This is a genomic window from Pseudomonas sp. CVAP#3 (assembly GCF_018986375.1).
In the GTDB taxonomy this organism is placed as follows: domain Bacteria; phylum Pseudomonadota; class Gammaproteobacteria; order Pseudomonadales; family Pseudomonadaceae; genus Aquipseudomonas; species Aquipseudomonas helvetica.
In genome coordinates this window covers 1-22,599 of the sequence record NZ_JAHMSC010000032.1, presented here as the reverse complement: position 1 = coordinate 22,599, position 22,599 = coordinate 1, and the positions used below count along the sequence as shown (strand labels likewise).

At 60.0% G+C, this 22,599-nt stretch carries 11 protein-coding genes; 8 read left to right on the top strand and 3 right to left on the bottom strand.

The features are described from left to right. Together KRR23_RS28565 and KRR23_RS28560 are read left to right on the top strand one after the other, a co-directional pair. A partial coding sequence (locus KRR23_RS28565; RefSeq protein ID WP_216745174.1) for an immunoglobulin-like domain-containing protein occupies positions 1-8,798 on the top strand: 8,798 nt, incomplete at its 5' end. Between the two features lie 149 nt (positions 8,799-8,947). Then, complete coding sequence (locus KRR23_RS28560; RefSeq protein ID WP_054594989.1) at positions 8,948-9,286, top strand: hypothetical protein; 339 nt, start codon at positions 8,948-8,950, stop codon at positions 9,284-9,286. Positions 9,287-9,389: 103 nt separating this feature from the next. On the opposite strand, the gene lapD is transcribed toward KRR23_RS28560, so the two are convergent. Further along, a complete protein-coding gene (lapD, locus tag KRR23_RS28555; RefSeq protein ID WP_216745173.1) occupies positions 9,390-11,336 on the bottom strand; it encodes a cyclic di-GMP receptor LapD in 1,947 nt (648 codons plus the stop codon). A gap of 14 nt (positions 11,337-11,350) precedes the next feature. Further along, positions 11,351-12,043, bottom strand: a complete 693-nt coding sequence (lapG, locus tag KRR23_RS28550) for a cysteine protease LapG (protein ID WP_216745172.1) — start codon at positions 12,041-12,043, stop codon at positions 11,351-11,353. A gap of 270 nt (positions 12,044-12,313) precedes the next feature. On the opposite strand from lapG, the gene KRR23_RS28545 reads away from it, so the two are divergent. The 6 genes from KRR23_RS28545 to KRR23_RS28520 all read left to right on the top strand — a co-directional run bounded on the left by KRR23_RS28545 (position 12,314) and on the right by KRR23_RS28520 (position 20,204). Continuing rightward, the gene (locus KRR23_RS28545; RefSeq protein ID WP_216745171.1) at positions 12,314-13,024 is read left to right on the top strand and encodes a GntR family transcriptional regulator; all 711 of its coding nucleotides are present in this window, start codon (positions 12,314-12,316) and stop codon (positions 13,022-13,024) included. Next, complete coding sequence (locus tag KRR23_RS28540) at positions 13,021-13,791, top strand: thioesterase II family protein (RefSeq protein ID WP_367880670.1); 771 nt, start codon at positions 13,021-13,023, stop codon at positions 13,789-13,791. The genes KRR23_RS28545 and KRR23_RS28540 overlap by 4 nt, the downstream gene beginning before the upstream one ends. A gap of 737 nt (positions 13,792-14,528) precedes the next feature. Next, on the top strand, positions 14,529-15,305 hold the full coding sequence (locus KRR23_RS28535; RefSeq protein ID WP_103320469.1) for a DUF3050 domain-containing protein: 777 nt from the start codon (positions 14,529-14,531) through the stop codon (positions 15,303-15,305). Continuing rightward, positions 15,302-16,231: a diiron oxygenase gene (locus tag KRR23_RS28530; RefSeq protein ID WP_216745170.1), complete on the top strand. Its 930-nt coding sequence runs from the start codon at positions 15,302-15,304 to the stop codon at positions 16,229-16,231. The genes KRR23_RS28535 and KRR23_RS28530 overlap by 4 nt, the downstream gene beginning before the upstream one ends. Positions 16,232-16,245: 14 nt before the next feature. Continuing rightward, complete coding sequence (locus KRR23_RS28525; protein ID WP_216745169.1) at positions 16,246-19,707, top strand: amino acid adenylation domain-containing protein; 3,462 nt, start codon at positions 16,246-16,248, stop codon at positions 19,705-19,707. A gap of 29 nt (positions 19,708-19,736) precedes the next feature. Further along, complete coding sequence (locus KRR23_RS28520) at positions 19,737-20,204, top strand: SRPBCC family protein (protein WP_054594981.1); 468 nt, start codon at positions 19,737-19,739, stop codon at positions 20,202-20,204. A 72-nt stretch (positions 20,205-20,276) separates the two neighbouring features. On the opposite strand, the gene KRR23_RS28515 is transcribed toward KRR23_RS28520, so the two are convergent. Next, positions 20,277-22,157, bottom strand: coding sequence for a methyl-accepting chemotaxis protein (locus KRR23_RS28515; RefSeq protein WP_216745168.1), 1,881 nt, complete (start codon positions 22,155-22,157; stop codon positions 20,277-20,279). Positions 22,158-22,599 lie beyond the last annotated feature (442 nt).

Below are 22,599 nucleotides of genomic sequence, written 5' to 3'. Positions count from 1 at the left end.
TCACCGCCAACAACAGCATTACCGAAGGTGGCCAGATCACCTACACCGCGACGCTGACCAACCCGGCCGGCACCGCGATGACCGTCACGTTGTCCAACGGTGCAGTGATCAACATCGAAGCCGGCAAAACCACCGGCAGCGTGGTGGTCGATACCCCGGCCAACGATGTCTACAAAAACGGCAGCACCGTCAGCACCACCATCGAGAGCACCACCGGTGGTAACTTCGAGCAGCTGACCCCGAGCACCACTCCGGCGGTCACCACCATCACCGATTCGATCGATAACACCGGGCTGTCCCTGGCGGCGACCGGTTCGGTCACCGAAGGTGGCCAGATCACCTACACCGCGACGCTGAGCAACCCGGCCGGCACGCCGATGACTGTCACGCTGTCGAATGGCGCCGTGATCAATATCGAGGCCGGCAAAACGTCCGGCTCCGTGGTCGTCGACACCCCGGCCAACGATGTCTACAAAAACGGCAGCACCGTCAGCACCACCATCGAAAGCACCAGCGGTGGCAATTTCGAGCAACTGACCCCAAGCACGACGCCGGCCGTTACGACGATTACCGATTCGATCGACAACACCGGCCTGACGCTCACCGCCAACAACACCATTACCGAAGGCGGCCAGATCACCTACACCGCGACGCTGACCAACCCGGCCGGCACCGCGATGACCGTCACGTTGTCCAACGGTGCAGTGATCAACATCGAAGCCGGCAAAACCACCGGCAGCGTGGTGGTCGATACCCCGGCCAACGATGTCTACAAAAACGGCAGCACCGTCAGCACCACCATCGAGAGCACCACCGGTGGTAACTTCGAGCAGCTGACCCCGAGCACCACTCCGGCGGTCACCACCATCACCGATTCGATCGATAACACCGGGCTGTCCCTGGCGGCGACCGGTTCGGTCACCGAAGGTGGCCAGATCACCTACACCGCGACGCTGAGCAACCCGGCCGGCACGCCGATGACTGTCACGCTGTCGAATGGCGCCGTGATCAATATCGAGGCCGGCAAAACGTCCGGCTCCGTGGTCGTCGACACCCCGGCCAACGATGTCTACAAAAACGGCAGCACCGTCAGCACCACCATCGAAAGCACCAGCGGTGGCAATTTCGAGCAACTGACCCCAAGCACGACGCCGGCCGTTACGACGATTACCGATTCGATCGACAACACCGGCCTGACGCTCACCGCCAACAACACCATTACCGAAGGCGGCCAGATCACTTACACCGCGACGCTGAGCAACCCGGCCGGCACCGCGATGAGCGTGACCCTGTCGAACGGTGCCGTGATCAATATCGAAGCCGGTAAAACCACCGGTTCGGTGGTGGTCGACACCCCAGCGAATGACGTCTACAAAAACGGCAGCACCGTCAGCACCACCATTGAAAGCACCAGCGGTGGCAACTTCGAACAGCTGACCCCAAGCACGACGCCGGCCGTTACGACGATTACCGATTCGATCGACAATACCGGCCTGAGCCTGACGGCGAATGGTTCTGTGGTTGAAGGCGGCCAGATCACCTACACCGCAACCTTGAGCAACCCGGCCGGCACGCCGATGACTGTCACGCTCAGCAATGGTGCCGTGATCAACATCGAAGCCGGCAAGACTTCCGGCAGCGTGGTGGTCGACACCCCGGCCAACGACGTTTACAAAAACGGCAGCACCGTCAGCACCACCATCGAAAGCACCAGCGGTGGCAATTTCGAGCAGCTGACCCCAAGCACGACTCCGGCGGTCACCACCATCACCGATTCGATCGATAACACCGGCCTGAGCCTGACGGCGAATGGTTCGGTGGTTGAAGGTGGGCAGATCACCTACACCGCGACGCTGAGCAATCCAGCCGGCACCGCGATGAGCGTGACCTTGTCGAACGGTGCGGTCATCAACATCGAAGCCGGCAAGACCAGCGGCTCGGTGGTGGTCGACACCCCGGCCAACGACGTCTACAAGAACAGCAGCACCGTCAGCACCACCATCGAAAGCACCAGCGGCGGCAACTTCGAACAGTTGACCCCGAGCACGACGCCGGCCGTTACGACGATCACCGACTCGATCGACAACACCGGGCTGTCCCTTGCAGCAACCGGTTCGGTCACCGAAGGCGGCCAGATCACTTACACCGCGACGCTGAGCAACCCGGCGGGCACCGCGATGAGCGTGACCCTGTCGAACGGTGCCGTGATCAATATCGAAGCCGGTAAAACCACCGGTTCGGTGGTGGTCGATACCCCGGCCAATGACGTTTACAAAAACGGCAGCACCGTCAGCACCACCATTGAAAGCACCACCGGTGGCAACTTCGAGCAGCTGACCCCAAGCACCACCCCAGCCGTTACGACGATCACCGATTCGATCGATAACACCGGCCTGTCCCTGACAGCGACCGGTTCTGTGGCCGAAGGCGGGCACATCACCTACACCGCCACCCTGACCAATGCGGCCGGCACGCCAGTGACCGTCACCCTGAGCAACGGTGCAGTCATCAACATCGACGCCGGCAAAACCACCGGCACCGTGGTGGTCGACGCACCAAAAGACGACGTCTACCTCGACGCCGGCAAAGTCCAGGCAACGATCACCACCGCCACCGGCGGCAACTTCGAAAACCTGGTCACCGATAAAACCGCTGCGGTAACCAACGTCACCGACACCATCGACACCTCGACGGTGAAACTGACCGCGACCGATTCGGCAGCCGAAGGCGGCACCGTCACCTACACCGCGACCGTCAGCGCGCCGGTCACCGGTTCGGCAGTGATCGTGACGTTGGCCAACGGCCAGACCATCACCATTCCGGTCGGCCAGTCCAGCGGTACCGCGACCACCACCGCGCCAAACGACGCGCTGGTCGGCCACACTCCGCTGACCAACGCCATCACCACCGTCAGCGGCGGCAACTACGAAAACCTGGTCGCCGACAAAACCCCGGTCAGCACCAGCGTGACCGACACCGTCGACACCACTAACCTGACCTTGAGCGCGACCGGCTCCGTGGCCGAAGGTGGCCACATCACCTACACCGCGACCCTGACCAACGCCGCTGGCACGCCAGTGACCGTGACCCTGAGCAACGGTGCAGTCATCAACATCGACGCCGGCAAAACCACCGGCACCGTGGTGGTCGACGCACCAAAAGACGACGTCTACCTCGACGCCGGCAAAGTCCAGGCAACGATCACCACCGCCACCGGTGGCAACTTCGAGAACCTGGTCACCAGCAGCACACCTGCGGTCACCAACGTCACCGACACCATCGACACCTCGACGGTGAAACTGACCGCGACTGAATCGGCAGCAGAAGGCGGCACTGTCACCTACACCGCAACCGTCTCGGCGCCAGTGACCGGTTCGGCAGTGATCGTGACGTTGGCCAACGGCCAGACCATCACCATTCCGGTCGGCCAGTCCAGCGGTACCGCGACCACCACCGCGCCAAACGACGCGCTGGTTGGCCACACCCCGCTGACCAACGCGATTACCAACGTCAGCGGCGGCAACTACGAAAACCTGGTCGCCGACAAAACGCCGGTCAGCACCAATGTGACCGACACCGTCGACACCACCAACCTGACCTTGAGCGCGACCGGCTCCGTGGCCGAAGGTGGCCACATCACCTACACCGCGACCCTGACCAACGCCGCTGGCACGCCAGTGACCGTGACCCTGAGCAACGGTGCAGTCATCAACATCGACGCCGGCAAAACCACCGGCACCGTGGTGGTCGACGCACCAAAAGACGACGTCTACCTCGACGCCGGCAAAGTCCAGGCAACGATCACCACCGCCACCGGCGGCAACTTCGAAAACCTGGTCACCGATAAAACCGCTGCGGTAACCAACGTCACCGACACCATCGACACCTCGACGGTGAAACTGACCGCCACCGATTCGGCAGCCGAAGGCGGCACCGTCACCTACACCGCGACCGTCAGCGCGCCGGTCACCGGTTCGGCAGTGATCGTGACGTTGGCCAACGGCCAGACCATCACCATTCCGGTCGGCCAGTCCAGCGGCACCGCGACCACCACCGCGCCGAACGACGCGCTGGTCGGCCACACCCCGCTGACCAACGCGATTACCAACGTCAGCGGCGGCAACTACGAAAACCTGGTCGCCGACAAAACCCCGGTCAGCACCACCGTGACCGACACCGTCGACACCACCAACCTGACGCTGAGCGCAACCAACTCGGTGGCTGAAGGTGGCCACATCACCTACACCGCGACCCTGACCAATGCGGCCGGCACGCCAGTGACCGTCACCCTGAGCAACGGCGCAGTGATCAACATCGACGCCGGCAAAACCACCGGCACCGTGGTGGTCGACGCACCAAAAGACGACGTCTACCTCGACGCCGGCAAAGTCCAGGCAACGATCACCACCGCCACCGGTGGCAACTTCGAGAACCTGGTCACCGATAAAACCGCTGCGGTAACCAACGTCACCGACACCATCGACACCTCGACGGTGAAACTGACCGCGACTGAATCGGCAGCAGAAGGCGGCACTGTCACCTACACCGCGACCGTCAGCGCGCCGGTCACCGGTTCGGCAGTGATCGTGACCCTGGCCAACGGCCAGACCATCACCATTCCGGTCGGCCAGTCCAGCGGCACCGCGACCACTACCGCGCCGAACGACGCGCTGGTCGGCCACACCCCGCTGACCAACGCGATTACCAACGTCAGCGGCGGCAACTACGAAAACCTGGTCGCCGACAAAACCCCGGTCAGCACCAGCGTGACCGACACCGTCGACACCACCAACCTGACGCTGAGCGCGACCGGTTCCGTGGCCGAAGGTGGCCAGATCACCTACACCGCGACCCTGACCAACCCGGCCGGCACAGCGATGACCGTGACCCTGAGCAACGGTGCAGTCATCAACATCGACGCTGGCAAAACCAGCGGTTCGGTGAACTTCGCCGCGCCGAAAGATGATGTCTACCTCGACGCCGGCTCGGTCAATGCCAAGATCACCGCCAGCACCGGTGGCAATTTCGAAAAACTGGTCACCAGCGATACCCCAGCGGTAACCAGCGTCACCGACACCATCGATAAAACCGAAGTCAGCATCAGCGGCAGCAGTCAGGTCACCGAAGGCCAGACCGCCAGCTACACCGTGACCCTGACGCACCCGGCGCAAACCGACGTGACGCTGAAGATCGTCTACAGCGGCACGGCCACCGACGGCTCCGACTTTACCGGTGTGTACACGGTGAAAATCCCGGCGGGTGCCAGCAGCGCCAGTTTCAATATCGCGACCATCGACGATAAGATCACCGAGCCTACCGAAAACATCGTGGTCAAGATCGACTCGGCCAGCGGTGGCAACTTCGAAAACCTGGTGGTCAGCAGCACCAATGGCAGCGTCAACACGTCGATCATCGACAACGATGCTCCGCCCGTCATCGACCTGGACGCCAACAACTCCAGCGGCGCGACCGGTGCCAATTACAACGTCACCTTCACCGAAGGCACCACCGGCCCGGGCGTATCGATTGGCGACACCGACCTTACGATCACCGACCCGGACAGCACCATGCTGACCGGCGCCACCATCGTGTTGACCAACCGTCAGCCGGGCGACTCGCTGAACCTGGGCAACAGTGTCAACGGCATCAGCATCAACGCCAACAGCAAGGATGGTTCGATCACCCTGACGCTGTCCGGCAATGCAACGCTGGCCGACTACATGCAACAGATCAAAAACATCACCTTCACCAACAACAGTGAAGACCCGAGCACCACGCCGCGGACCATCACCGTGACGGTGACCGACGGCAGCAATTACTCCAACGTCGCCACCACCACCGTCAATGTGGTCGCGGTCAACGATGCTCCGGTCGCTACCGGCGGTGCGGTCACCGGCACTGAAGACACGCCGCTGATCCTCGGCTGGTCGAATTTCGGTGTGAGCGATGTCGACAGTCCTGCTGCCAGCCTGGGCGTGAAAATCACCCAGCTGCCGGGTGATGGCAAGTTGCAGTACCTGGACGGTTCGACCTGGAAAGACGTGGCCAACAACCAGACTTTCAGCAAGGCCGACATCGATGCAGGCAAGCTGCGCTTCATGCCTGATGCCAACGAATCCGGCACCAATGGCTACGGCGGCACCGGCGTGGGCAACCAACAGGCGGATTACGCAAAAATCCAGTTCCAGCCAACCGACGGCCAACTGCTGGGCAGCACCGGCACGCTGAAAGTCGATATCACTCCCGTCGCCGATGCGCCGACACTCAGCATCGCCGACAACAGCGTGAACTCGACGGGCCTGATCAAGGAGGTCTGGACCGGTCTGGCCGGTCTCGGCACCAGCGGTAGTGGCGCGCCAGCTGAAACCCTGAAATCGGTGATCGATGCTGCCGGTACTCCGAACAGCAGCGGTACCGTGAACAACGTGCAGTCCGACAGCAACGTTGCAGCGGGTACAGCGTCTAAAACTTCCGGGCTGATCTACCTCGAAGCCGGCAAGACCTACAGCTTCAGCGGTATCGCTGACGACAGTCTGCTGGTGACCATCGGCGGTAAAAACGTGGCCGGTGCCACGTGGGGCGCGGGTGGTCAAATCTCGGGATCGTTCACGCCGACCACCAGCGGCTACTACACCCTGGACATCTACCACCACAACCAAAATGGCCCGGGCAGCTACGACGTCAACCTGTCGGTCAACGGCGCCCCGGCTATCGACCTGAGCAGCGCTGGTGTGCCGATCTACACGGGTGTCACCGACCTGATCAATGCTGGTGTGACGGTCTCCGATCTGCACGGCACCAACGGCGAAGGCTACTACGACGGCTACAAGCTCAACACGGGCGCCGAGGGCGGCAGCGTTCACCTATCAAAAATCACCACCGCACTGACCGACACCGACGGCTCCGAAAACCTGAGCGTGAAAATCGGCGGTATGCCGGCAGGTTCCGTGCTCAGCGATGGCGCGGGCCATACCTTCACCGTGGCGACCACCGGTGAAGCAAATGTCACTGGCTGGAATCTCGGCAGCCTGACGCTCACTCCGCCACCGTACTTCAATGGCTCGATCAATCTGACGGTCACCTCGACTTCCACCGAGTCCCTCGGCGGCTCGGCGCCAAGCATTGCGCAGATCCCGGTCACGGTTTATCCGGCGGTGTATAACACGTCGGTCGGCACTTCAGGGGATGACAATTTCGTCGGTACTAACGGCAACGACATCATGATCGCCGACATCGGCGGGCTGACCGTGGTGCCAGGCACCAACTACAACATTGCGTTCATGGTCGACAGCTCGGGCAGCATGAGCGCTACCTCGATCAGCGCCGCCAAAGACTCACTGACATCGGTGTTCAACACCCTCAAGAACAGCCTGGGCGCCAGCACTTCGGGCACGGTGAACGTCTTCCTCGCGGACTTCGATACCCAGGTCAACAAGCAGATTGCGGTCAACCTGAACGACCCGAACGCCCTGACCCTGCTCAAGTCGGTGCTGGACTCTATGGCTTCCGGCGGCGGTACCAACTACGAAGACGTGTTCAAGACCACGGCCAACTTCTTCCAGAGCAGCATGGCCACCAGTAACAGCAACGCGACCAACCTGACGTATTTCATTACCGACGGAAAGCCAACGTACTATCAGTCCGGCGAGCAGACCAACCCGGCGTTGTACAGCGGTGGTGCGAAGCTGGATGACGTCGTCACGACCAGCAACTACACGCTGGGGAACACGTTCTCCAAGTACCTGGACAACACGCACTACCTCTCCATCAACACCGATGGTTCGACGACGCTGCAGACCTATAACGGCAACCGCTGGATCAGCAAAGACCTGGGGATGCTCCACGCTCAAGGCGATGGCACCTATGAATTGTCGAAACTGGACGGCACGGGCTACAGCTCCGATAGCAGTACCACCAGCAACTCCAACGACAGCTTCGCGTTGCTCGGCAAGTTGTCGCAGGTCGAGGCCATCGGCCTGAACAGCGATGTCAGCCTCAGCGACCTGAAACCATTCGACACCGACGGCAAACCGCAAAGCAACATCGATCCGGCCAACCTGGCCAACTCGATCATCGGTCACACCGAAGCGACCATGCCGGGCGCCGATACGGTTAATGGCGGCGACGGCAACGACATCCTGTTCGGCGACCTGGTGAGCTTCAACGGCATTGCCGGTGAGGGCTACCAGGCCATGCAGGCCTTCGTGGCCCAGCAGACCGGCGTAGATGTCAGCAAAGTCACCACCAGCAACGTGCACCAGTACATCACCGAGCACTACACCGCGTTCGATGTGTCCGGCTCTCATGACGGTAATGACACGCTGCTGGGCGGTGCCGGTAACGACATCCTCTTCGGCCAGGGTGGCAACGACATCCTCGACGGTGGCAAGGGCAATGACATCCTGCTGGGCGGTACGGGTAACGACACGCTGATCGGCGGTCAGGGCAACGACATCCTGATTGGCGGGGCGGGTGCCGACACCTTCGTCTGGAAGGCCGGCGACACCGGTAACGATGTGATCAAGGACTTCAAGGCTGGCGAAGGCGACCGGATCGACCTGCGGGATCTGTTGCAGGGCGAAAGCGGCAGCACCATCGACAACTTCCTGAAAATCACCACGGTTGAAGGTGTGTCGACGTTGCAGGTCAGCTCCGAAGGCAAGCTTAATGCGGCTGGCGGCGTGGCCAACGCTGATGTGACGATCAAACTGGAAGGCAATAACTGGTCCGGTCAGAGCATCAACTCGCTGATCGCCGGTAGCGACCCGACCATCAAGATCGACCACAACAACACCTGATCAAGCCCCTGACGGCCGCTCGTAATGAGCGGCCGTCACGGTGCTGTCAGTCGCCAGCGGGTGACGATTTCGTCGTGGCACCGCATACTCGTACGCGTTGGCCTATCCTGCTGACAGCACGACGCGGGTTCATTCATGAGGGATTTTCGATGTTCTACGTGCAACGCGATGCTCAAGGCCAGTTGGTGCGCGTGGAAGCGACGGCTTACGCGGAGGCTACGGAAACGCTGCCCTCCGATCACCATGAAATCCAGGCCTGGTACGCCAACGAAGTGATGGAGACCAGCCTCAAGCAGCTCAAGCAAAGCGACCTGGAGATGATCCGGGTACTCGACGACCTGATTCAGGTGCTGACCAGCAAAGGGGTGATTCGCGTCACCGACCTGCCAGCGGCCGCGCAAGCCAAACTGATGGACCGGACCCAGGCCCGCGAAGCGCTGGGTGGTTTGAGTCACTTGATTGATGAAGATGAAGGCGGGTTGATCTAACCCCCACAACGCCGCTCGTTCCCACGCTCCCGCGTGGGCACGCCTCAATGGACGCTCTGCGTCCGCTCCTGCATGTGACGCAGAGCGTGGGAACGATCAAGCCTTACTGCCAAGGCTTCGGTTCACCAAACAACTGCCCTTGCACGCCGTACACACCCATCTCGCGAATCACCCGTAACTCCCCTTCAGTCTCCACTCGCTCGGCAATCAGCGGCAGATCGATGCTGTGGGCGGCGCGCTGGATGGCTTCGATGAACAGACGCTTATCGCTTTCCTGATCAATGGCACGGATGTAACTGCCATCGATTTTCAGATAGGCCAACCCCAGCCGCGCCAGGTTGCCGATCATGCTGAAGCGACCGCCAAAGCGCTGCAGGCTCAGGGAGAAGCCCAGCTCACGCAGACGACGGGTCAGCTGTTCAAGCACGGCCTGATCAGGTAATTGCTCTTCACCGATCTCCAGGGTCAAGCGTGGGCCCAGACTCGAATGCTCACGCAGGATGTCGAAGACTTTGTTCAGCGCTTGCGGATCCGCCAGGGTGGCAGCGGACAGGTTCAGCGCCAGCGAGTCTTCATGGCCGGTCATCTGCACCAACACCCGCTCCAGCATCAAACGGTCCAGCCGCGCGGTCCAGCCAAACCGCTCCAGCCACGGCAGGAAACGCCCGGCAGGGATGGTCTGGCCCTGCTCATCGAGCAAACGCGAGAGCACTTTGTAATGCAGCACCAACTGCGTGTCCTGACTGGCCACGACCGGTTGGAAGTACAACTCGAATCGCTGCTGATTCAGTGCCTGATCGAGCAAGGTATGCCACGCATGGTGATCGTCGCCGACAGTGGCCGCTGCGCTGTGATCCAGGCACGCCCAGTTCACCTCGCCCTCGGCTTCCGCCTGTGACAACGCCTGATCCGCCAGGCTCAACACCGCCTGCGGCGTGTCGCCATGGGCAAACGGTGCCAAACCGATCGACGCCACCGACGCCACATCAGTCGCCCCGGTTGCGTGCAGACTGGCCAACGCGCTGTCCAGGCTCTGCGCCAGTTGCAGCGCCTCTTCGCGCACCAGACCAGGCGCCAGCACGGCAAATTCACCACCGCGAATGCGCGTCACCAGATTCTGGGTTTCCGGGAATCTGGCGCACTCACGTGACAATTGCTCACCGACCGCCCGCAGCAACTGGTCGGTGCGTTGACCGCCCAGACGCTGGTTCAAACCGGCCAGGTCCTTGACCCGCAACAACAACAGATAACCCGAACTGGCCTGCTCCGGGTTGCTCACCCGGGCGTTCAATTGCATCTCGAAATAACGCCGGTTAGCCAATCCCGTCAGGGTGTCCTGATAGGACTCGACCCGCAGTTTTTCACTGCGCTCAGCCTGCTCCTGAAACAACGCCTTGAGTTTCTCGACCATCTGGTTCATCGCCTGCACCACGCGCCGCAGTTCCGGGGTACGCGGCAGCTCGGGCAGGCTGAGAAACTCGCGACGGGCGATGGCGTGGGATTGCTTGACCATGTAATCCAGCGGTTTCAATTGTCGACGCAGTAACAGTGCGCCGAGTACCGCGCTTAACGCGCCGCAGATCAGCAACCATCCCAGACTGCCCAGAGCGCTCTGCCAGAGCTTGGCCACGGCGAACATCGGGTGGCTGATGACCTCGACCCTGGCCGCCTGTTCCCAGCCACGGCTGACCAGCGCATCACCGCCAGCAGGTTCCAGAGCGATCAATTTGACGAACCAGCCGGGTACGCTGCTGACTTCCGGAATGCCACTGCGCTCGACGATGGCTTTGTCGGTTTTGAGGTCGACCACGCGAATACTCGCGTAATAACCGCTGTCGAAGATCGAGCTGACCATCAGTTCGACCATCGCCGGGTCATCGATGCTCGGCGTCAGCGAAAGCGCCAGTGCGGTCGCTGCGTCCTGCGCGTGGGAGCGCAACTGATTGACGTACTGGGTCCGCGAACTCTCCAGGCCGACCATGAAGCTGCCACTGAAGGCGACGACCAGGAACAGACAGATAGCGATCAACAGTTGTTTGAACAAAGACATCTAAGCGCGTGCTCCTAGTGAGTCGTCTCGACCGGAAATCCTTCGGCCTGCATTTTCTTCAACACATCCTGCCAACGGGACAGACGCTTGGTGTCACCGACTTTCTTGTTGCCCTTGGCGCCCGGCAACCAAAGCCCTTCGGCATTGAAGGAGTAGACCGGCAGCAAATCGGTGCGCTGGCTGGCCGGCTGGATCGCATCCATCAGGCTGTCGAGTACCAACGGCATGGCGTCCGGGCTTGAATAGTAGGTCAAGACCATGTGCGCGCGATTCTGGCGCAGGGCCTTGACGTAAGTGATGCGCAATTTGTCACTGGAAACCCCAAGATGGCGCAGGCTGAAATACTTGGCGATCGCGTAGTCCTCACAATCGCCGGCGCCTTTCCACAAGGCTTCGATCGGTGTCGCCCAGTAGTCCTCGACGTGCCACAGGTCGATGTCTTCCACGTAACGCATCTGCTTGTTGAAGAACAGGTTGACCACATTGAGCTGTTCCAGCTCCGGGGTCTGCTTCTGTGTCGCCAGCAGGTGTTGCCAGGCATCGATTCGTTGCTTGCCTTCACCCAACGGCCCGTACAATGTTTCGGCCCGGCGGCTGATCAGCGAAAAATCCCAATCGGCATGCAGACCGCCCAGCAAGACGCCAGCAATCAGCAGTGCTGAACACAACCAGCGCAGGGGCCGAGGGAGAGCGAAACGTGCCTGCAATGCAGTGAGTCCAAAGGGCGGTTGGAAATCGATGGATGGTGAAGCCTTGATGGATAAAAGACAATGGCACGGTGCAATCACCGCGAGCACGCTAAACTTGAGAAAGCGCAAGCAGTTGAAAAAAACGTAGCCAGTGATGCTCTGTTCGGTGGCAATGCCAGTGGCATAAAACTAACGAAAACTGATTTGTTTTGCCGGTTTGACAACCAGCCAGGCAGTCACTAGTGTGCGTTGGATCCAATATTTTCATTTTAATCAGGGTGCGTTGTCGTGACACAGAAGCCCAACCCTTTAAGTACTATCCCGGTCAGCGGCCCAATCCCCGCTCACCTTGCGCGATCGGTGATCGAAGAAACCCTGCGCTCGGCGATTCTCGACGGTCGTTTGCCTTGCGGCACCGCGCTGCGCCAGCAAGACCTGGCCGACCTGTTCGGCGTCAGTCGCATGCCGGTGCGCGAAGCCTTGCGCCAGCTCGAGGCGCAATCACTGCTGCATGTTGTCGCACACAAAGGCGCGGTTGTCGCGCCATTGGTCGAAGGTGACGCCGCCGAAACCTATGCCCTGCGTATCCTGCTGGAGTCCGAGGCCCTGCGCCTGTCGATCCCGCTGCTCGACGACGAAGATTTTGCCGAGGCCGAGCGTTATATCGACGACCTCGAAACACAGACCGATTATGCCGAGATCGGCAGGCTTAACCGTTTGTTCCACATGACGCTGTACCGCAAGGCGCCCAACCGCAGGCTCCTCAGCCTGGTGGAAGGCGGTCTGTGGGAAGAGGAACGTTTTCTGCGCTTCAACCTTGAAGCCATGGGGCTCGGCAAGCTGTCCCAGGAAGATCACCGTGACCTGCTGCGCGCTGCACAAGCCCGAGACATCGCGTTAACCGTGACAAAGCTTCAGCACCACCTGAACCGGGGTGTCGAGGTCATCACGCGTTACCTGAACAGCCTTGAACCTCAGGGCAAGAAATCATCGCCGTGAATCGCACAAGAAAAGCCGTGCACACCCGGAACACTCCATGGCTGACGGTGATCAGCGCCAGCCAGACGACGGACGTCAGGCTGATCTGCTTCGGCGAAGCGGGTGCCGACCCCGAGCAGTTCCGCAGTTGGACTCAAGCACTGAGCGAGCACATTGAACTACTCGCGTTCAGGCTTCCCGGCCATGACAATCCGCAGAACCGGACTCGCTACGAACAATGGCCACCGCTGCTGGTCGACGCCTTTGCGGCGCTACAACCTTACTTGTCCGAACCCCATGCGCTGTTTGGCCATGGCCTGGGCGCAATTCTGGCCTACGAGCTGGCCAAGTTGAGTGAAACCCACTGCCCGGGGCAAACCCGTCACTTGTTCATTTCCGGTTGCCGCAGCCCGGATACCCGACCCGCCTCTGCGCCACTGCATAGTCTGCCGAACATCCGGCACAGTTATGCACCCTCCAGCCCAGGCGCACTTCTCGATGCAACAGCCAGCGATCAACTCGCCGCCTTCGAAGCACTGATACACAGTGACTTGAAACTGCTCGAGTCCTGGGCCGACCCTTCCAGTCGCAGCCTGCATATCCCGATGACTGCCTTCTACGGCAGCGACGATCCGCTGGCCCCCCTTGAAAGCATGGTCAATTGGCGCGAATTCACTCGCCGTGAATTCGAACTGATAGAAATGACCGGTAATCATTTTTTCACCACCACTCAGCGCCATCGTCTGCTGCAGATTATCAACACCCATCTGGGCCTGCTCAGCGAGTAAGCGCCTGACGCCTGTGCCATGAGGCACAGGTTCTCGAGAAGCGCTGGCGACACCAATCCCTTCTTCCCTCCCTGAAAACCCCTGCCCCTCCCTGCGCCAGTGATAGCAGTACTGGCTTTTTGGGCTCACTCTTGGTTTGCCGACTAAAAAAGGACGAGCGGCGTGTAAATCTGCCTGCACAGCCCTCGCGTGATGGACGAACAAAAGGAGGCTTGCCAAAGGACGGGAAGAGATGGGCCGTGCCCACCTCCTGCCCACCACATCAAAAAAAACATCAACTCCCCAGATACAAAGTTGCTCCGAGTGAGGCATTCACTCATTTAAATTCTGACTTGTATAAGCCGGAAGGAACAACTTCATCCCAATAAAACTTAATCCAAAAGTTTTATCGAAACTTGTCGCGCCCAAAAAAACACACTTGACAAATAATATAAAAAACACTTGCCCGCTACTTGTTTCATGTATTAATTTTTCTCTGCCGACAACTTCAAGTTCCAGCGTACTTGTCGGCACGGTCAATACCCAGGGGCTGTAGCACTCACCCGCGGAGTTGACCGCCAAGCACCATCGACGTACGCAACGCCTTGCCTGGCGAGGTCTGCCAACACCATGAACTGCATCAACGTTTGTTTGAGGTACTTGTTCGCCTATTAAAAAGATCAGGCCGCACCGTGTTTGAACTCGCCTAATAATCCTCTGCCAATCGAACAACTTAACTCACAACTTATAGGTCTCTCATGAAACCCAATAAAGCACTTCTCGACCAAAAAAAAGCAGCACTGAGCGCTCACCCTATCTTTGCCGAGATCCATTCACTGTCGATACTTCAACGCTTTATGGAAACCCATGTATTTGCTGTATGGGACTTCATGTCACTGACCAAACGCCTGCAACAGGAACTCACGTGCGTGCAGCTGCCCTGGCTACCGCCCCAAGACCCTCAAGCGGCGCGCCTGATCAACGAAATCGTCCTTGGCGAAGAGTCCGATGACCGGCTCGATCACGGTCACTACAGCCATTTCGAGTTGTACCTGGACGCGATGCGCGAAATCGGCGCCAGCACGGCGGCCGTGGAGCGCTTCGTCGCCCTGCAAAAGGAAGGCGTGAGCTACGACGTCGCCCTGCAAAGCGTGGACGTCGACCCGGCCGCATCGAACTTCGTCCGGCACACCTTGCACACCGCGCTGTATGCGCCGGGGCACAGCGTTGCCGCGGCGTTTTTGCATGGCCGTGAAAGCGTCATTCCGCAGATGTTCCAACGCATTCTCGACGATTGGGGCATAGGCATCGAACAGGCGCCGACCTTTCGTTACTACCTGGAGCGGCACATCGAAGTCGACTCCGAAGACCACGGCCCCGCCGCCGAAACACTCCTGGCACGCTTGGTCGATGGCGATCCGCAACGACAAGAAGACGTCTACGCCGCAGCCATCGCCGCTGTGGAAAGCCGTATCGCACTGTGGGACGGCTTGCGCCTGAGCATGCGTGAATCGGTCGCCGAGGTGAGCGCATGAACGCCGCCGACTACCAATCCTTCGCCGACGCCTGGGAAAACCGCGCGACTATCCGTACACGTCCGCGGCGCATGGTCGAAAACGACGACAAACTGATCTATCCCTTGAGCCGCCAACCGCTGGTACTGAGCGAAACCTTTGTCCGCGAATGCCCGGAGCAACGCGACTTCGCATTGGTGCAGACGCTCTACAAGTTCATCAACGACGTGGTGATTTTCGAAACCGAAATCGTCGACAAGACCGCCCGCAGCATCGCCAAGAATCGCTTCGCCGTGCCCTTCCCGTTCGCCTGTCGCTATGACGCCATGACCGTGGTGGTGGATGAGGATTACCACGCGCTGGTGGCGATGGATTTCATGCAGCAGACCGTGGCCATGACCGGCATCACGCCGATCGAACTGCCGCATGAAATCGAGCTGAGCCGGGCAATTCCTGCAGCGCTGGCGCTGGCACCGGAACATCTGCGCAGCGCCGTTGAGCTGATCTGCGTGGCCATCGCGGAAAGCACCGTGACCAACGACGTCGCGGCATTCGCCAAGGACGACACGGTCAAGCAATCGATCAAGGGCCTGATGGCTGACCACTTGCTGGACGAGGGCCGTCACTCGGGGTTCTGGTCACGGCTGGTACGGATCTATTGGCACTCGGCAAACGAAGACGACCGCCAATTGATCGCGAAGATTCTGCCGGTATTCATCGCTCACTACCTGACTAACGACATTCAGAAATCGTTCGATTTCCGGTTGATCGAACACCTGCACATCAGCGATGCCGCCAAGGCCGCACTCAAAGGCGAAGTGGCAGGCCTGGCCTTCCCGATCAATCGCCATCACCCGCTGGTTGCCAACATCGTGCGGTTTTTCCGCAGCAGTTCGCTGCTCGATTCACCGTGCGTGCAAGACGCCCTGAGCGACTACCTGATCTAGCCGAGGAGAACATCATGAGACGTCTCGACATTCTGCTCATCGGTCAAAGCCAGGCCTTGAAAGAGCTGGCGCTGGAGCTGGAACAACACGGCCATGCGCTGACGCAATTGAGCGACAGCCACACCTTGAACGAACAAACGGTCGGTAACGTCGAGCTGCTGATCGACGACGGCAGCCTGGCCATCCCGGCGCAACGTCTGCGCGACCAGGGCGAGTGCGCACAGCTGAGCGTGCGCCTGGGTCTGGGGCCAAAAGACGCCAGCGGCCTGCCACCCATCGATGTGCTGTGCAGCTACATATCGAGCGGCGACCAGCGACTGATCGCTCGCGTCCCCGTCGCCGACGAAGCCTCTGGTAATGGCCAGGCGCTGCGCCTGAGGGTCATCGCTGAATTGGTTGACCGCGTGGCGCTTGAGGTCAGCCGCTTTTCCCGCGATGCCGAGTACTTCATACACGCTGCAACGGCCACGCCCGGTCGTCATCAGCGTGAAGAAAGCTTGTTGACGCTGGAGAGTCTGGCCTATTCCCACCGGCTAAACCTCAACGCGCAACCGCAGCTGCTGCAACTCGGGCAAATCCCGATGATCGAGCGGCTCGAACAGAGTTTCAAAACCTTCCGTGAACGCCCGGCGCTGCACATTGCCGGTGAGGTGCTCAGCTATAGGGACTTGCACACCCAAAGCCTGGCAATCCAACAACGGCTGCTGCCATTGATCGAGCAGTACCGGACAGTTGAGGGACCGGTGGTCGTGGGCATTTGCCTGCCGAAATCCAGTGCATTGTTCGCCGGCATTCTGGCGATCCTCGGCAGTGGCGCGGTGTACCTGCCACTCGAACCCAGCCATCCGCTGCAACGTCAGCAGTACATCCTGGAGAACGCCGGCGCCGTGCTGTTATTGCACGATGGCCAGCACCCGCTGAGCAATGAGATGCCCGGGCTCGACATCAGTGGTATCGACGCCCGCGAGGCGAATCCAGGCTTGCCGCTGATGCGCCAGCGCCCCGGCAGCCAGGCGCCGTGTATGGCGCTCTACACATCGGGCACTACCGGTCATCCCAAAGGCGTGTTGCTCAGCCAGAACAATCTCGGGCACTTCACCGCGTGGTATGCCGATTACGTCGGGCTGACGGAACAGAGTCGGGTACTGCAGTTTTCATCGCTGAGTTTCGACTCCTCGTTGATCGATATTTTCCCGGCGTTGATCCAGGGCGCCCAACTGATCGTACCCAACGACGACCAACGTCGTGACCCGCTGCAACTGGTCGAGTTGATCCGTCATCATCAGCTCAGCCACGCGTTTCTTCCGCCTGCGCTGCTGAGCATTCTGCCGCTGGAGCAGTTGCGCGACCTTGCGCATGTGATGACCGGCGGCGACGTCTGCGAACCCCATGTGATCAAGCAACTGACCCAGCAAGGCAAGCTCTACAACCTGTATGGCCCGACCGAAGCCACAGTGCTGATCACCGCCCGACAACTGCAAGTCGGTGACAGCAATCGCAGCCTCGGGGCACCGATTGCCAACAGCCAGGTGCTGATCCTCGACGAGGACTTTCAGCCCGTGGTCGAGCAGACCGTCGGTGAGCTGTACATCGTCGGTCCGGGGGTGTGCCTGGGCTATTTGAACAACCCGCAGCAGACCGCCGAGCGCTACCTGCAATTGCCCCTGCCGGGCGGCCAAAGTTTGCGTGCCTATCGCACCGGCGATATGGCGAAGTGGACCGCCGACGGCATCGAGCTCTGTGGACGGCGAGACAATCAGGTGAAGATCCGCGGCTATCGGGTCGAGCCGGAGGAGATCGAGCGCTGCCTGCGCGACAGCCAGTTGTTCCGCCAGGTGGCCGTAGTGATCGACAGTCATCGACGGATTCTGGCGTTCCTCGCACAACCCCAGGAAGACCAGCCAGGCGTAGCGCGCGAAGCGCTGAAAGCTCACGCCCAGCAGTTCTTGCCGGACTACATGCAGCCCATTGCCTGGACTGAATTGGCGAACATGCCTTTCGCCAGTAACGGTAAAGTCGATCGCCGGGCGCTGCTGGCGATGCCGGTCAGTGTCCTCGAAAACCTTCAGCGTCGGTTACCGGAATCCACCGATGAGGCACAACTGCTGGAGCTCTGGGCCGATCTGCTGGAGTTGCCGGCAGGCGACATTTCCACCGACGAAAACTTCTTCAATCTGGGCGGGCACTCGATCCTGTTGTCGCGCATGTTGCTGCAAATACGCGAGCAGTTCGGACGCAGTATCTCGATCAACCGCTTCATCGAAGTCCCGACCATCGCCAGGCTCGCCACGCTGGTCAGAGGTTCTGCGGGCGAAGAAGTGCTCAGCGAAAAAGCCCTGGCCGATGCCTTCCGCGAGCTCGATGTACAGCCCTTGCCGGTCAGCCGGATGGGCGATGTGCACAAGGTCATCGTCACCGGTGCCAACAGCTTCGTCGGCGTACATATCGTCGAGGCGCTGCTGGCCTGGGGCGCCAGCGAAGTCGCGTGCCTGGTGCGTGACAGTGCCGGGCAAAGCGCTGCGCAGCGCTTTGCCGAGTCTCTGCGTGAAAACCGCCTGGAACATCTGGACCTGACTCGGGTGCAGGTCTACGCGGCGGACATCACGCAACCGGCACTGGGCCTGGCGCCAGAGGTGTATGAGCAACTGGATCGGGAGTTCGGCGCGTTGGTGCACAACGCCGCCAACGTCAACCACGTACTCGATTACGAGTCGTTGGCCCGAGATAACGTCGAGCCGATTTTCGAATGTTTGCGGCTCTGCGAAGGGCGCAGCAAGAAGATCTTCAATTTCGTCTCCACGCTGTCGGCCTCCAGCACCATCGACGCCGAGGGGCGAGTGCTCGAACAACCCGCCGCGCAGACCCCGCCGATCTACATCAAGAACGGCTACAACCTGTCCAAATGGGTCGGCGAACGGATCCTTGAGCGCGCTCGCGAGCGAGGGGTGCGGGTCAACCTCTACCGACCAGGCAACATCAGTTTCAACAGCCTCACCGGCGTCTGCCAGCCGCACAAGAACCGTCTGATGCTGATGCTCAAAGGTTCGATCCAACTCGGCCAGGTGCCGGAGTTCGCACTGAACTTCGACTTGATGCCGGTGGACTTCCTCGCGCGCTTCATCGCCTTTCACGCCAGCCGTTATCAGCCCGAACAGGCGGTGTTCAACCTGCACAACCCCGAACCGCTGAGCTGGGACGCCTACGTCGCTTCGTTCCGCGAGGCCGGCCGCGAGTTTCAAATGGTCAGCGTCGCCGACTGGCAACAGCAACTGGGTCGGGTCGACAGCGATAACGCGTTGTTTGGCGTGCTGGGTTTCTACCTCAACGGCTTCGAGGAGGACATCGGCGACATCTCGATGATCGGCCACGCCAACGCCCAGGCCGGTGTGCAGCAAATGGGCACGCACTACCCGCAAAAGTCTCCGGCGCTGCTGCGTCGCGGCTGCGACTACCTGAAAGAAATCAACTTCATCTGATTCACCACCCGTAGAAATGGAGCAAGACCATGAGCACTCTGCAACCCGATACCCTGATCAAAAACCCGCACGGCTGCCACGTTGTGTCGTCGGTGGAAATACCCGCCGAGGCGTCGCGGGTTTGGGAAGTGGTCGGCAACTTCGCCGGCTTCGACAAGTTCATCCCGGCGCTGTCGCACATCGAGATGACCGGCGAAGGTGTGTCGTCGCTGCGCAAGAAGTTCTTCAAGGACGGCAACCTGGTCGTCGAACAACTCAACTCCCGCGACGATCAGGCGCTGAGCATGACCTGGACTACCGTTTACAACACCTTGGGCGTTGGTCAGTTGTGGGCTGCCATGAGTGTCGAGCCCCTAAGCGCCGGCAAGTCGCGCGCAACCTGGACCATCATCGCCGAACCCGCCCAGGGCGGCGCAGAAGCAATGCCGGGGTTCAAGGACTTCGTGCAGGGGTTTGCCGATGACTCGATGAGCAATGCGCGCAATCTGTTTGCGTAGGGGATTTTCGCCATAAAAAAACGCGATGAGTCAGACCGACTTCATCGCGTTTTTTGGCATCCATGCAACGGTTTAAATCTTGAAGCTATCCACCAGTTGCTTCAGGCGGTTGGCCTGCAGCGACAAGGCATCGCAATCCTTCAATGTTTCGTTGAGGTTGGCCACGCCCTGCTGGTTCAGCAGGTTGATCTGATTGATGTCACCGTTCAGGGTTTCCACCACTGCCGTCTGCTCTTCCGTTGCGGCCGCAACCGACTGGTTCATGCCGTCGATTTCGGTGATCCGCTGGGTCACGCTGATTAACCGCGCACCGGCCTGATTCGCCACTTCGACGCTTTCCTCACTGGATACCTGGCTGGCATTCATGGTCGATACCGCTTCACGCGAGCCGACCTGCAACGAGGTGATCATCTTGTGAATCTCCTCTGCCGACTCCTGAGTGCGATGGGCCAGGTTGCGCACTTCGTCCGCCACCACCGCGAAACCACGTCCGGCTTCACCCGCGCGCGCCGCTTCGATGGCCGCGTTGAGGGCCAGCAAGTTGGTCTGCTGCGAGATGCCTTTAATCACATCGAGGATGTGCCCGATGTTGTCGGTGCTGGCGTTCAGGGTTTCAATCTGGGTGCACGACAGGCTGATTTTTTGCGACAACTCGGTCATCGCCAAAATGGTTTGTTCCACCACCTGACGACCGTCGTCAGCCTGCTCACTGGCACCGCTGGCGTGTTGCGAAGCGTCCGCTGCGTTACGGGCAATCTCCTGAGTGGCCGCACCCAGTTGGTTGATCGCTGCCGCCACGCTATTGGTCCGTGCGCTTTGCTCATCGGAGCCGATGATCGAAGCATTAGACGACGCCATGACCCGTTGCGACAGGTCATGTACCTGGCGCGTGGCCGACGACACTTCGGAAATCGACGCGTGAATCCGCTCCACGAACTGGTTGAAGGCACCGCCCAATTCACCAAACTCGTCTTTGCTTTCAACCACCAAACGGCGAGTCAAATCGCCTTCGCCTTGAGCGATGTCCTGCATCGCACGGCCCATGGTGGTCAGTGGACGCATCAGCACTTGAATCAACAGACTCAGCAGCACGGCAATTGCGGTCACCGCGATGAACATCGCAATCAGGGCCGACGTGCGGAATTTGCTCAGTGGCGCATAAGCCTTATCCCTATCGATCGTCAGGCCGATGTACCACTCAGCATTCGGCAAGCCGGTAACCGGGGTAAAGGACAGGATGCGCGCCTGCTTGTTCAGGAGCACTTCCTGATTCCCCCGCTCGATGCGTACGTTCGAGCCTGGGTAGATGTCCTTGAGGTTCTTCATCACCTGGTCTTTGTCCGGGCTGACGATCACCTGGCCGTCAGCACTGACCAGGAACGCATGACCGATACCGCCGAAGTCCACCGAGTTGATGATCTTCACCAGGGTTTCCAGACTCAGGTCACCACCGACGACGCCAAGCAGTTCACCGTTCTTCTTCACCGGCATGGCGATCGTCACCACCAGACCGCCAACAGCGGCCATGTAGGGCGGCGTAAGCATGGTTTTGTCGGCAGCTACGGCCTGCTTGTACCAAGGGCGCTGACGTGGATCGTAACCATCGGGCATTTTGGCGTCAGGACGTTGGGTAAACACGCCATTGGACTGACCGACGTAGGTGAACTGGAAATTCGAGGTGAAGGCAGGCTGGTCGACCAGCCCGGCAAAGTCTGCGTTGGCACCTTGGTGCGCGACGTTCTGGGCGAGGTTTTCCAGTACCAGGATTCGCCCACTCAGCCAGTTCTGGACGCTGCTGGCCGTCAGATCGCCGGCTTGCTGGACGGAGGAGTCGAGGTTTTGCTGGATGGTATTCCGCTGCAGGTAGTCGTTGTACAAAGTGAACAACGCAAAAGCCAGAACCACTACGCCTGAAGCGGCCAAAAGGATTTTATGGCTGAACTTGAGATTCATTTCATGGGACTTCTTATGCAAGGAGTGGGGATGCGTTCCGGGTGCAACATTCCATGTGACGCCGTAGACCGTTCTAAGGCGGCTCTACTTTGGTGCACGCATGTCTCACCAGTCTTTCGGCACAGATCCGAGAAAACTTAGGCTTTTATGCAAAACGCACGGCTTTCCCTGCATGAACCCGCTAAATGGTGTGCTAGAGCTTCAACCTACGTTTTTTTGATGACGCTTGATCATGCAGCACAGGCGCTCTGCACCAATCACCGCGCAGGAGGGCGAGGCGGCAGGGTCTTCGCGGGAAGCTTCAAGCTTTTGCGGCCTCTGAAATGACAAAACCCCTGTCTGCGTAAGCAGACAGGGGTTTCGGAATTCAATCTTGACGATGACCTACTCTCACATGGGGAAACCCCACACTACCATCGGCGATGCATCGTTTCACTGCTGA

Bases quoted from the DNA above. Each gene is read 5' to 3' on its own strand.
- lapD (WP_216745173.1), bottom strand. From the start codon at position 11,336: ATGTCTTTGTTCAAACAACTGTTGATCGCTATCTGTCTGTTCCTGGTC.
- KRR23_RS28515 (WP_216745168.1), bottom strand. From the start codon at position 22,157: ATGAATCTCAAGTTCAGCCATAAAATCCTTTTGGCCGCTTCAGGCGTA.
- KRR23_RS28530 (WP_216745170.1), top strand. From the start codon at position 15,302: ATGAACGCCGCCGACTACCAATCCTTCGCCGACGCCTGGGAAAACCGC.
- KRR23_RS28560 (WP_054594989.1), top strand. From the start codon at position 8,948: ATGTTCTACGTGCAACGCGATGCTCAAGGCCAGTTGGTGCGCGTGGAA.
- KRR23_RS28535 (WP_103320469.1), top strand. From the start codon at position 14,529: ATGAAACCCAATAAAGCACTTCTCGACCAAAAAAAAGCAGCACTGAGC.
- KRR23_RS28525 (WP_216745169.1), top strand. From the start codon at position 16,246: ATGAGACGTCTCGACATTCTGCTCATCGGTCAAAGCCAGGCCTTGAAA.
- KRR23_RS28520 (WP_054594981.1), top strand. From the start codon at position 19,737: ATGAGCACTCTGCAACCCGATACCCTGATCAAAAACCCGCACGGCTGC.